Origin of the sequence: Paraburkholderia sp. SECH4 (assembly GCF_030511745.1) — a bacterium.
Classification (GTDB): Bacteria; Pseudomonadota; Gammaproteobacteria; order Burkholderiales; family Burkholderiaceae; genus Paraburkholderia; species Paraburkholderia madseniana.
This window is the reverse complement of record NZ_JALOCP010000021.1, coordinates 49,796-62,518: the sequence shown is the minus strand read 5'-3', so window position 1 is coordinate 62,518 and position 12,723 is coordinate 49,796. Positions and strand designations below refer to the sequence as shown.

Here is a 12,723-nt window from a genome sequence, read left to right as displayed (position 1 = left end):
CGAATACCAGCAGATCAGAATGTGTCATGGCCTTTATCGCGACTCGTCGTCCGGCGTCGCAGCATTCGCGGGCAGCGTGACATAAAACGTCGCGCCTCGATCGGTGTTGTTTTCGGCCCAGAGTCGCCCGCGGTGCATGTCGATGATGGAGCGGCTGATCGACAATCCCAAACCGAGCCCCTGGGGTTTTGATGTGAAGAAGGGCTTGAATATCTTATCCAGCTTGTCCGCTGTCAGTCCCTGCCCGTTGTCGCGAACCGCAATGCACACCATGTCACTACCCTGAGGCTTGACCGTTACCACTACCATCCGGTCAACGGGCGGCACATCGTTCATCGCGTCGAATGCGTTGAGCAGAAGATTGAGCATGACCTGCTGCAATTGCACCCTGTCGCCGCGCACGGGCGGCAGTGTCTCGTCGATGTAGAGCATCAAACGCGTGCCTCGCACGATCGCGTCACTGTGCACCAGCAGAACCACGTCGCGGACCACCCCCGCGAGATTGAGCGGCGCGACTTCAAGATCGCCTTTCTTGACGATCGCGCGGATGCGCCGAATCACTTCGCTGGCGCGATAGTCATCCTGAACAATGTCATTGAGGATTTCCCGCAATTCCGCCAGATCGATGGAGTCGGCGGTCATGAAGCGTTGTGCGGCCTGCACATTGCTCAGAATCGCAGTGAGCGGCTGATTCAGCTCGTGGGCGAGCGAGGAGGCGAGTTGCCCCATGGTGGAGACGCGCGTCAGATGCGCGAGCTCCTGACGGTTGCGGTGCAGCTCATAGCGATCTGTCCTGTCGATGACAAAAGCGAGCGTCACGCAATCGTCGTCGAAGCGAAACGCATTCAACCCGATTTCCACGGGAAACACCACGCCGTCCTTGCGCCGTGCGGACAGTTCCTGCAAAGGCGCCGCGCCGCGCAGGTCGGGTAACGCGAACCGGTCCGTCCAGAAGGGTGCGTTGCTTTCGAAACGCAGGTCAGGCACCAGCAGCTCGACAGGTCTGTCGATCATTTCGCTGCATTCGTATCCAAACAGCTTCGCAGCCTGCGGATTGACCATGACCATGCGGCCACGCTCACCCAGCATCAGAATCGCAAACGGGAATAATACAAGCGCTTCGCGAAAACACATCTCGCCGCTCTTGCGTTCCGGAGCGGCTGCCTGGGCATGCGGTATGTCCGTCGATCGTCCGTCACTCGTACAAGCTTCCCGGCGAACCACCCTCGCGGAAGCAGCCGCGCCAGGTTCATCTGTAGATGGATGCCCTGCGCGCGGCCCACGTTGGCCGGCTTCCGTCACACCAGAAACTCCCGCGCCGCGAGATGCCTCCACACCGGTGCCGCCTGACGGACTTGTTTTCGCCAACGAGCGGAAAGAGCCCGCCTGGACCACCGTTCTCGCAATGCGTGCAAACATCGCATCCAGGCTCAGCAGAACGCGCTCTGCGTGCGCAGAACTACCTGGCGGTTTAATACTGGCAATCGATGCCGCCCCCCCTGGCGTCGCGCCAACACCACCAGCAACCACAGAATGAGGGTCGTTTCCAGCACGACAATCACGGGCATGACGATGCTCATCGCCAGACTCCATCTCAAAGGCTGGTACCGGGAGAAGTGCTGAAAGAATTCACTCTGGATTTCGACGAGATGCAATGCGCCATAATCCGGAAGCCGGTTGCCGCAACCAGATCTTGCGAAGTGGCCTGGGCATGCAGAATCATGATTCCCTCGTGACTGGGCGGCCCCGGCCTGCCTCACGGGCGGTCTGCCGGGTCGTCGCCATGACAGCGCATCATCCTTCTATTTATTCAGTGATTGACTAGCAGCAGAATCGGGCACCGCGCGCCCCTAAAAGGGTTCAGTTAGAACTTCCGCGGTCGGATAGAACAAAACGGTCAATTAATCCTAGTCTGCGGTCGGACAATAGTAAATAACGCACGGCACATTCATCTATGTTTTGACCTGAATGCCTGTGTTGTGGATGACTGCTGGATGGGACCAAAGTCCAATTGCCAGCACGCGGCAGTGTATGTAGTTTTAATGACGTAATAGCCGACTCGCTCAGGGATTCGCAGCCGACGCAATTCTTAAGGAATTCTCAATGTATCCGTAAAGCAACACCTAAATGAAACAGAACTTGCGAGAAAAATACCATGGGGGTGGTCGTAGCACGACGAAGCGGCAACGCTTGCGCAAACATTTCTTCACTTGTGGGGTAGTCATGGCAAAAGCACACCAGGCTGAACCATCAAATCCGACCACAAGCTGGGGCAAGTTCGACCATACCGTCATGGTCCTGCAGGGCGGTGGCGCGCTCGGGGCATACCAGGCCGGCGTTCATGCCGGCCTCGCCGAAGCGGGGGTTTCGCCCGACTGGATCGCTGGCGTGTCGATTGGCGCGATCAATGCCGCACTGATCGCGGGCAACCCGCCTGAGCAGCGTGTCGCGCGACTGCGGCAGTTCTGGGAGCGCGTATCGGCGCATGCTCCATTTGTGCCACCCCTGTCGCTCGATCCAGTCCGCCCACTATTCAACTTCATGAGTGCGGCATCCTCAGTCGCTTTTGGTGTGCCGGGATTTTTTTCGCCGCGTCTACCGGCGCCTTTTGCTTCGCCTCAGGGAAACTTCGATGCGCTGAGCCTTTACGACACCGGCCCGCTCAAGGCGTCTCTTGAAGAACTGGTCGACTTCGATCTGATCAACCGGAAGGCGGTCCGCCTTTCGCTGGGCGCCGTCAACGTCAGCACCGGCAACTCGGTCTATTTTGACAATAACAAGACACAGATCGGTCCAGAGCATGTGATGGCAAGCGGAGCACTGCCTCCGGGTTTTCCCGCTGTTCATATAGACGGACAATGGTATTGGGACGGCGGTATCGCATGCAATTCGCCGCTTTGGTACGTGCTGGACGAGGACTACAGGATGAGCGCGTTGATCTTGCAGGTCGACGTATTCAGCGGCGCAGGCGAACTGCCGAAATCCATCAGGGAAGTGCAGGAGCGCATGAAGGACATCCAGTACTCGAGCAAGACACGCGTCAATACGGACCGAGTCAGCGAAATCGAAGAACTTCGCAACTCGCTGCACCGGCTGCTCGACAAGCTGCCACCCGAGCTTCGAACGGACCCCGACGTTCAGAAGCTTGACGCTATCAGCACGCGAGGCGCCGTCGCCCTTGTCCATTTCATCAACCGGCACAACACGCGTTCGTCAAGCTTTAAGGATTACGAATTCTCACGCGCGACCGTGATGGAATTGTGGGACTTTGGGTACAGCGACGCCCGCAGGGCGATCTCCAACCCGCAATGGCGCCATGCTACCGATCTGGGTAATGGCGTGCGCATCTACGACCTGACCAAGTAACACGTCGGGCTATCGCAGCCGACATAAGGAGCATGCAACATGACCGAAGCCGACGTAAAGGAGCGCGCGTTTGCCATGCCGCTCACCAGTCCGGCGTATCCGCCCGGCCCTTATCGATTTGTCGATCGCGAGTTCCTGATCATTACCTACCGGACCGATCCTGACGCCCTGGCCGAGGTCATTCCGGCTCCCCTCGAAATGACCGAGCCGCTCGTAAAATTCGAATTCATCCGGATGCCCGATTCAACGGGCTTTGGTGACTACACGGAAAGCGGCCAGGTGATTCCGGTCAGTTTTCGGGGCCAGCGAGGCAGCTACGTCCACGCCATGTTTCTCGACGACGAACCGCCGATCGCCGGCGGCCGCGAAATATGGGGATTCCCCAAGAAGCTCGCGTCACCTGAGTTGCGAGTCGAAAAGGACACCGTTGGCGGCATCCTGAGATACGGCCCGGTGCCGATCGCACTTGCGACGATGGGTTACAAGCATCGCGCGCTACCGCACGACCAGATCCTCGCGTCGCTGTCCGCGCCCAATTTTCTGCTCAAGATCATTCCACACGTGGATGGCTCGCCACGCATCTGCGAACTGGTGCGCTATTTCTGCGAGGACATCACGGTGAAGGGAGCATGGGAAGGTCCTGCCGCGCTTGAACTGTTCAACCACGCACTCGCGCCCGTTGCGTCGCTGCCTGTCATTGAAGTGATATCCGGCGTGCACATCCTGTCAGACCTCACACTTGGCCTTGGCACCGTGGTGCACGACTACCTCGCCGAATAAAGGTCCGGGTCGCCGAAAAGCCTACGATCTGTCGGCGGCCTGTTATCGACTGGATTAGCTGCGCGCGAGGAAAGCCACAGTAGCACCGCGCGCGCAAACGGCTACTAGCTTCATGCATTCAATTGCATCCCTGACTGTTGGCGCTCCGATAGCATGTCTTCCCACTCGGGCTCTTATACACGCCCTTCCCGTTCTTTGTCTTGGCCTCTCCGCCCTTGCTCGTCTGGGTCGTCGTGACGCCGTTCTGATTCTTTTGGGCCTTCCACGCGTTACCCGTATTCGGGTTATAGCCGCCGGCCGTCTGTCCGTTGCCGCAAGCGGTCTCGCCGCGCGCGTTAGTGGCGCACTCCGCGAACGCACTCGAAGACAGCACGGCGCACGCCAACGTAAGCAGAACCGCGAATGTGCGTACAGAACTCGTCATGACTCTCTCCCAGGAACGACGCGACCGGACTGGCGCATCTTCCAGATTAGTCGCATGCGGTCGAATGCACATTGGACCTTGGTCCTATTGCGAGCAACGATGATCCAGCCTTCTCATACACCAATCAGAGACGAACGTCACGACAATGCCGAAACCATCGATCGACTCGAATCACACAGTCACATCGGGTTGCAAGGCTGAGATCCGTTCGGCAACGCGCGCTGCGCGGCGCTTTCGGCCGGTGCGTGTCGGTGTTGCTTTGCTCTGGTCCGCGTTGGCAAGTGCCCAGGAAATGGAACCACGCGCCTATTCGGCTGCGCCTGTCGGCACGAATTTCGTGGTGTTCGACTATGCACGATCGAGCGGCGGCTTCTCGGTGGACCCTTCGTTGCCGATTGCCAATGTGCAGGCCAAAATCAACACGTATGCATTCGGCTATTCGCACAGCTTCGGCGTCGCTGGTCATACCGCAAGCGTTGCGGTGTCGGTCCCGTACGCCAGTGCGAATGTGACTGGCGACGTCGAGGGTAGGCCGGAGCATGCCTATCGATCAGGACTGGGCGACGTGCGGTTCAGGGTCGCTCTGAATCTGCTGGGCGATCCGGCGCTCACACCGGAGGAATTCGCGCGGCGCAAACCCTCCACGGTCCTCGGTGTCAGTGTGAGCGTCGTGGCACCGACAGGGCAGTACGTGCCGTCCCGCCTGATCAACGTGGGGTCGAACCGATGGTCGTTCAAACCAGAAATCGGATTGTCCCAGCCGATTGGCAACTGGTTCGTGGAGGGCGCAGCGGGCGCGTGGTTCTTCACAGACAACAACGATTTTTTCGGCGGACGCAGGCGCAGCCAGGATCCGATACCCGAATTCCAGTTGCATGGCGGCTACACCTGGCGCCCCGGGCTTTGGCTCGCCGCGGACGCGACGTATTTCACGGGCGGCCGGACAAGCGTGAACGGCGCCCAGGATCAGGACCTCCAGCGCAGTGTGCGCTACGGCGTCACGCTGTCGGTGCCGCTTACCGAAAAGTGGTCCGCAAAGCTCGCGTGGTCGCGTGGGCTGATAACACGCGTCGGCGGCAATTTCCAGACCGTCTCGGTCGCGCTCCAATACCGCTGGTTCAATCGCTGATCGTGCCTGAGTGCGGGACTAGCAGAGCCAACGCCCGCGCGATCGAGCGGCTACTGGCCAAGAATGGCGAGCGCTGCGCGCATGGGCTCAGGCGAGATTCTGACTATCCCATTGAGAGGCGTGTTCATTTCCAAAATCATAAAGATCGCGCCGGCAGTCGACAGTGCACACATGGCTAGCGCTGTCATGGTCGTACCGTTGCGAGGCGCGAACAAACCAAACGTGCCGAAGAGAATGGCTAGCCAGGACACCAGAACCACCAGCAGCGGCACGGGGATCGAGCCCTTCTGCTGGAGTAGCGCCAGCCAGCGCGCGGCAAACACTTCATCGACGATCTGGAGGGCGTGTGCCTGCAATTGACCTTGCACGGCGTTGTGCGGCGAGAGTTCCTCCACCTTGCGCTGGAAGTCCTCTCCCCTTTCCACTGCATCGGGCCCGCTCATTCCCGCCAACTGCGACGGATCGCCGGAAGCGAGCACCTCGATCGACACGGCAGTGATACGTTTAAGCAAGCCGCGAATCTCCTGCGTTTCCGGTCCATATCGGGCCAGGACGCGATCAAGGCGCACGATGTCAACGGCACTATGTACAACTTCGCTATTTGTCGTGTCGAACGAGGCTTTCGCCGACGAGATCAGCAGGCCAAGCACTAACGCGGCCATGGTAGCGACCAGACCGGTCGCCAGTTTGACAACACTGATCGATTCATCGCTAAGGTGGTGTTGCGGCAGCACGACGCGCAGATACGAACCCAGCAGCGCGCTGCCGACAACGCATACGAACACAATCAACGCAACGGCGAGGTGGTTCACCCTGCAATCCTCCGATTCTGGTATTACGCTCACTGTTGCGCATCTTGCTCGCTGCGCGGCTGCATGCAATTGGACCAAGGTCCAATTGCATGCGCGCTGTAGTGAACCTATCTTTTTAGCTGCACCACTGGCGGCAACAGCGACCCGGCCGCCAGCATCCGTACCCCGTGTCTGCTCATTCGCCTTCCGTCCCTGGCACGGGTCGCGCTGCGGAAGTGCCGTGAGGCGGACAGGAGCAAAGCATCGTGACTTCCAGACTGCCCATCCGAATGTTGGCGCTGGCACTCGCGTTGTCGGCCATGCAGCCGATCCGCGCCGCGACACAAGACCCTGGTTGGCCGCGTGAAATGGTCCAGGAGGACGCGACCCTCACCTATTACCAGCCACAGATCGACGACTGGAAAGACTTCAGGGAACTGACCGGTCGAATGGCGATTATGATCACCCCGCGCGGCGGCAAACCACAGGTGGGCGTGATCACGTTGCAAATGCACACTGATGTGGATATCGACAGCCGCAACGTACTTCTAAGCAGTCCGCAAATTACCGGTACCGCTTTCCCCGGTGCGGACCAGGCAACGAGCCAGAAGCTGGATCAAGCAGTGCGAAAATTTCTCAATCCGCAGGCGTCGTTAACCTTGTCGATGGATCGGCTGGTGGCGAGCATCGACAAAAAACAGGCAGCACCCGTCGTAGCCATCAAGAGCGATCCACCGACCATCTTTGTCAGTTTCGGGCCGGCGATACTGCTGTTTGTGGATGGCGACCCGGTGCCCGCGCCGATCCAGAATTCAGATGTCTCATTCGTCGTCAACGCCAGTTGGCCGCTGTTCGTCGACAATGCCGCCCACCAGTACTACCTGTTCACCGGTCAGTCGTGGATGACGTCGACCGACCTGAAAACCGGCTGGGCGGAAACGAAGACGCTCCCAGCCAAGATGACGAAGATTCCCGCCGACCCCACCTGGACGGACCTGAAGCCCTTCATTCCGCCGTCTGCGAAGAACTCGGCGAAGCCGCCGGCGGTCTTCTTCAGCAGTACGCCGGCCGAGCTGATCGTGTTCGACGGCCAACCGGTTTACACCGCAATCCCCGGCACAGGACTGGTGTTTGCGAAGAATACCGATAGCGATGTGTTCGTCTACACGCCGACCAAGACCTACTATTATCTGACGGCAGGCCGCTGGTTTTCGTCGCCCAACCCCAGTGGGCCATGGACGTTTGCAACGAACCAGCTACCGGCCGATTTCGCCAACATTCCTCGCGACAGCGCTGCCTCGCGAGTCCTCGCTTCCGTACCGGGCACGCCGGAGGCCAAGGACGCGGTGCTGCTCGCCCAGATTCCGACCACGGTTGAAGTCAACCCTGCTGCGGCAGCGGCTGAGATCAAGGTCGCATACAGCGGCGAGCCGAATTTCGCACCGATCGAAGGCACCCCACTCGCCTACGCAACCAACACCCCCGACAAGATCATCAAGGTACAGAACCACTACTACCTTTGTTCGCGGGGCGTATGGTTCGATTCGCCGTCGCCGGCCGGCCCCTGGCAAACCAGCAGTTCAGTGCCTCAGGTGATCTATACGATCCCGCCGGCATCGCCCGTTTATAACGTCACTTACGTGACACAACAGGTCGTGCCGGGCGGGTCTATCCAGGCTAGTTATACCGCTGGATATCTCGGCATGTTTATCGCAGGCGCCGCCGTCGGCGCGATCGTTGCGCAAGGCAACGGCTACTACTATCCGCCCTATGTCCGCGTGGGCTACGGGCCGTATCCCATCTACTATCCGCGTCCCGCGCCGTATGGATACCCGACCTACAACCCCTATACAGGCGCGCGCGGCGTACGCGGCAGTGCCTACGGCCCGGCGGGTAGCGCGCAGTGGGGCGCCTCGTACAATCCCTATACCGGTACATACGCGCGCGGCGCCACGGCTTCCGGGAAGTACGGCAGCGCGAGTGTCGCGCAGGCCTATAACCCCTACACCGGCGCTTATGCCGCTACCCGTCAGGGATCGAACGCGTACGGCCAGTGGGGAAGCTCTGTCGTGACGAAGGGGAACCAGTGGGCGGCGACGCAGCACACCACCACAGCGAAGGGCACGGTCGGGACTTATCAGAATTCGGCAGGCGGCAAGGCGGTTGCTGGAAGCACCGCCAACGGCCGTGCCGTAGCCGGTAAGACCGCAAATGGCGACCTTTACGCCGGGCGTGATGGCAATGTGTACAAGAACACCGGTGGGAGCTGGCAGAAGTACGATAACGGTTCCTGGTCCAATGTGAACAAACCCAGCCCGCAGTCGTCGCCGCAAAAAGCGCAAGCCGCGCAGTCCCAGCGCATGCCCCCCGCGACGAATACCGGCGCGACTCAGCAAAACGCGCAGAACTATCAGCAGCAGCGCTCCGCAGCGGCTCAGTCCGGTAAGGCCGGAACCACTCAGCGAAGCGCCCAGAGCTATCAGCAGCAACGCCCCGCGGGAACCCAGCCGGCGAATCCCCGGACCACTCAGCAAAGCGCCCAGAACTTTCAGCAGCAGCGCGGCACGCCAGCACCGCCGAGCAGGGCCGCTGCCCAGCCTCAAAATGCTGCGGGTGGAATCAACCGGACCAGCGCACAGCCCTCCTTTGGAGAGCTGAACAACGACATGCAGAATCGTCAGAGAGGTGCGACCCAGAGTCAACGCTACGCGCAATCGGGAGGCGGTTTCGACCGGAGGGCCAACGGCGCGGGCGGCGCAAGGGGTGGCGGTGGTGGTTTCCGTCGACAGTAGTCCGGACAAAATCCGTCTGGTTCGTCCCCTGACCATCGCGCGGCTTTTGCTGGTCGGAGCAGCCATGACGGTTGTAGTCGCGCTGGCGAAACCTCCCGTTGTTCGTTCGAACACTGACCTGACCGTCGAACAGGTGCGGCGCACGGCCCGGGAAGCAGAGGTCCGCAAGGACGTCGATGTGCCCACCAAGGCACGCATCGCGGAACTATCCCGCGCAACGCTCGCGGATATGGAGCGTGTTCCCGAACTGCGTGCCCAGGCGGAGACCTATCGTCAGTTAATGCGCGATGCGCCGGACCAGATTCGTGACCTGGAGCGGACACTGGAAAAACTGCGCGCTGAATCAGACCAGGCGATTGCCGGCCCTTCGCGTGCCGGCAGCACACTCAACGAACTGGAGCAGGCGCGGGTCCAGGCCGAAACTCGCCAGGCCGCAGCGCGCGCCGAACTCGCGATGCTCGACCTCGAAATCGAACGTGTCGACACGGAGCCCGCGGAGCTGCGCAACACGCAGCGCGAGGCGCAAGCCGGTCTGGAGCGGTTGCGCGAAGAGATCCAGACGGCCTCAGGTGCATCACGTCAGACCTTGCTCACAATGACGGAGATACAGTCCAGGCGGGCTGCGCTGCTGGTTCGTGAAGCTCAGGCTGACGCCTTGCGCAGCCGCATCGATGCGCAACCTCTATTGGCCCGTTTGACGCAACTGCGGCGGGAAGTGATTCGGACGCAATTGCAGCGCGACGATGCTGACCTGAAGCGGCTGGTGGCGCTCGTCGATCAGCGTCGCGTAGATGACGCCCGGCGAGCCGAGGAGGATGCCTCCGAGCGCCAACGACAGTTGGTGGACCGCAGTCCCACCTTGAATCGGTTGGCGGCGGCCAATGTCCAAAGCTCGGCGCAGCTTGCCGGGACGGCGAAAGAAATCGAGTCGCTGCGGCAGGCTCGCGATCGGCGCACGGCGGAGGCGGAACAGCTGGCGGTTGATTTTCAGCGCGCGCGCCTCGGCCTCGCGCGCAGCAAGCTCACGGAATCAATGGCCCGGGTGCTCGCGGAGCGCGCTGCCGCGCTGCCTGAAGCGGAACAGTTCCGTCGCGCGCGCGGCGAACGGGCGCGCGCCGCTGAGTCAATCGCTGCGGCTGCGTTCCAGGTCGAGCGCGAACAACGTCGCCTCGCGAACCCGGACGAGGAGCTCGACGCCGTCATGCGCAAAGAGGCTGCGCGCACGCGCCCGGCAGAACTGGCGGCCGTGCGCGGCGAAGCGTTAGTGCTGATCGCGGATCGCAGGGAACTGCTCGATCGGCTTTCGACTTCGCAGCGAACCTACCTGAACACACTGGATGAACTCGTCGCCGCCGAGGACCAGCTCCTGAGCATCGCGCAAGACTATCGCAGCCTGATCGACAAGGCGCTGTTCTGGGTGCCTGTGGCTCCCCTGTCCGAACGGTCCTTCAGCGATTTGCCGCAGACGCTGTTGTGGCTAGCCTCGCCAACGGGCTGGCGCGAGGTGGGTGAAACCATCGAGGATCAGGCGAAGCAACGCTTGCTGCAGGTGCTTGTCCTGTTTGGCGCCGTGTTCGCCATCCTGGCGACGCGCAAGCGTCTGCTTGCGCGTCTGCGGCACCTGTCTGAGCGCAAGGGAGCAGAGGGCGACCCCGACGTCACCGCCACAGTACAGGCCCTTGGCACAACCCTGCTCGTCGTTGTGCCGCTGCCGCTGGCCATCTGGACGGTCGGCAACCTGATCGTCGCCTCGTCGACGGCTTCAGAATTTGCCAATGCTGTCGGCGAGGGGCTCGACCCAACGGCGTGGGGGGTACTCATAGGGCTGTTCTTCTCAAGGCTGTTTCGTCCTGATGGCATTGCCCAACTGCATTTCGGACTCGAGGCGCAATCCGTGCGCGCGTTGCGCCGCGCGTCACGCGTGTTCACGTTCCTCGTGGTGCCGCTAGGCTTCGTCAACCGAGCCGCATCCCAGTATGACGATCTCATCGTACGGGCCTCACTGGGGCGCCTAACCCATATGCTGGCGCTCATCGTGTTCGCCGGAGTAATCGGCGTGACCTTTCGGCCGGGTGGCCCGGTTCTCTCGCGGTATTTCGGTGCAGGCGCGGAGGACCGGAATGTGGTCATGAAATATGCTGCCTACGTGTTCGCCTGTGTGGTGCCGCTGTCCCTTGCGGTACTGTCAGCGGCTGGCTTTTACAACGCTGCGCAGGTCTTCGGTCGGCTCACGCTGATCAGTGGCCTCGCTGCGGCAGCGATCGCGCTGTTCCATACTCTGACGGCGCGCTGGTTGCGCGACCGGCGCAACCAGCTTGAGCGCGCGCGGACACAGGGCATGGATCGGGAGGCAGACGTCCTCATCGACGGGGCGCGCAAGAACCTGGACCGCCCCGACCTGGCCTCGATCGGAGCCCAGGCGACGCGGTTGTTGCGTGCGTTGTCCGCGATACTTCTGGTGGTTGCCGTGCTGGTGGTCTGGCACGGAGCATTGCCGGGTCTGAGCCTGCTAAACGAGATTTCTCTCTGGACCTATGCCGATGTCGAGGAGGGGCAAACGGTGGAGCGCACCGTCACCCTCGGGGGCGTGATGCTCGCCCTGACGATTGGATTTATCGCAGTCGTTGCGGTCAAAAACATCGGCGGCTTCCTTGATATCGCGTTCCCAGATCGGGCACGGCTCTCGGGCGGCAGCCGCTATGCCATCAGAACCGTGGCCCGCTACGTCATTGTGGGTGGAGCGGTGATGACGGTGTTTAGTGTGCTGGGCGGCAACTGGTCCCGGATTCAATGGCTGGTCGCGGCCATGGGCGTAGGCCTCGGCTTCGGCCTGCAGGAAATCTTCGCAAATTTCGTCTCCGGTTTGATCATATTGTTCGAGCGGCCGATCCGCGTCGGCGATACCGTGACCGTCGCAGACGTGACCGGCGTCGTGACCCGTGTGCAGGCGCGTGCCACGACAGTGACCGACTTCGATCGCAAGGAAGTGGTGATACCGAACAAGACCGTGATCACGGAGCGAGTCACCAACTGGACGCTGAGCGATCACATTACGCGGGTCGTGCTGAAGGTCGGCGTCGCCTATGGATCCGACACCGCGGCTGCGTGCGAATCGATCCTGAAAGCCGTGCTCTCCGTGCCCTCTGTCCTGACGAATCCCGCCCCCAGCGTATTCTTCCTCGCTTTCGGTGACAGTTCACTCGATTTTGAGGCGCGTTTCTTTGTCGAGGGCGTGAATCGACGGATTCCCGCCACCCACGATGTGCTCACAGCGATCGAACGTGAGTTGCGGCAGGCGGGAGTTGAAATTCCGTTCCCGCAGCGCGATGTGCATCTCAAGTCCGCACTCCCGGCGCTGCCGGCGCACGACGCGGTACCGCGCACGGAGGACGGAACTGCAGCGGATGCTACAGCCTCTCGCTAATCAATGGATTACCTGTC

9 protein-coding genes are annotated in these 12,723 nt (G+C 61.1%); 5 read left to right on the top strand and 4 right to left on the bottom strand.

Going from position 1 to position 12,723, the window contains the following annotated elements; genetic code table 11:
• Positions 1-33: 33 nt before the first annotated feature.
• Both M0D67_RS25420 and M0D67_RS25415 read right to left on the bottom strand, forming a co-directional pair.
• Positions 34-1,134 (bottom strand): sensor histidine kinase, encoded by a 1,101-nt coding sequence (locus M0D67_RS25420; RefSeq protein WP_266240237.1) that lies wholly within the window; start codon positions 1,132-1,134, stop codon positions 34-36.
• Between the two features lie 296 nt (positions 1,135-1,430).
• Entirely contained in the window at positions 1,431-1,580 is a 150-nt protein-coding gene (locus tag M0D67_RS25415; RefSeq protein WP_266240236.1) for a hypothetical protein, read from the bottom strand.
• A gap of 643 nt (positions 1,581-2,223) precedes the next feature.
• Between M0D67_RS25415 and M0D67_RS25410 the strand changes: the two genes are divergently transcribed.
• Both M0D67_RS25410 and M0D67_RS25405 read left to right on the top strand, forming a co-directional pair.
• A complete protein-coding gene (locus M0D67_RS25410; RefSeq protein ID WP_154566536.1) occupies positions 2,224-3,366 on the top strand; it encodes a patatin-like phospholipase family protein in 1,143 nt (380 codons plus the stop codon).
• A 39-nt stretch (positions 3,367-3,405) separates the two neighbouring features.
• Positions 3,406-4,146, top strand: coding sequence for an acetoacetate decarboxylase (locus M0D67_RS25405; protein WP_266240235.1), 741 nt, complete (start codon positions 3,406-3,408; stop codon positions 4,144-4,146).
• A 118-nt stretch (positions 4,147-4,264) separates the two neighbouring features.
• On the opposite strand, the gene M0D67_RS25400 is transcribed toward M0D67_RS25405, so the two are convergent.
• On the bottom strand, positions 4,265-4,570 hold the full coding sequence (locus M0D67_RS25400) for a hypothetical protein (RefSeq protein WP_266240234.1): 306 nt from the start codon (positions 4,568-4,570) through the stop codon (positions 4,265-4,267).
• Positions 4,571-4,715: 145 nt separating this feature from the next.
• On the opposite strand from M0D67_RS25400, the gene M0D67_RS25395 reads away from it, so the two are divergent.
• Positions 4,716-5,699, top strand: coding sequence for a transporter (locus M0D67_RS25395; RefSeq protein ID WP_308112597.1), 984 nt, complete (start codon positions 4,716-4,718; stop codon positions 5,697-5,699).
• Positions 5,700-5,749: 50 nt separating this feature from the next.
• Here M0D67_RS25395 and M0D67_RS25390 read toward each other — a convergent pair whose 3' ends face one another.
• On the bottom strand, positions 5,750-6,511 hold the full coding sequence (locus tag M0D67_RS25390; RefSeq protein ID WP_266240233.1) for a hypothetical protein: 762 nt from the start codon (positions 6,509-6,511) through the stop codon (positions 5,750-5,752).
• 245 nt (positions 6,512-6,756) lie between these two features.
• Between M0D67_RS25390 and M0D67_RS25385 the strand changes: the two genes are divergently transcribed.
• The gene (locus M0D67_RS25385; RefSeq protein ID WP_266240232.1) at positions 6,757-9,282 is read left to right on the top strand and encodes a hypothetical protein; all 2,526 of its coding nucleotides are present in this window, start codon (positions 6,757-6,759) and stop codon (positions 9,280-9,282) included.
• 64 nt (positions 9,283-9,346) lie between these two features.
• Positions 9,347-12,706: a mechanosensitive ion channel domain-containing protein gene (locus M0D67_RS25380; protein ID WP_266240231.1), complete on the top strand. Its 3,360-nt coding sequence runs from the start codon at positions 9,347-9,349 to the stop codon at positions 12,704-12,706.
• Positions 12,707-12,723: the final 17 nt, after the last annotated feature.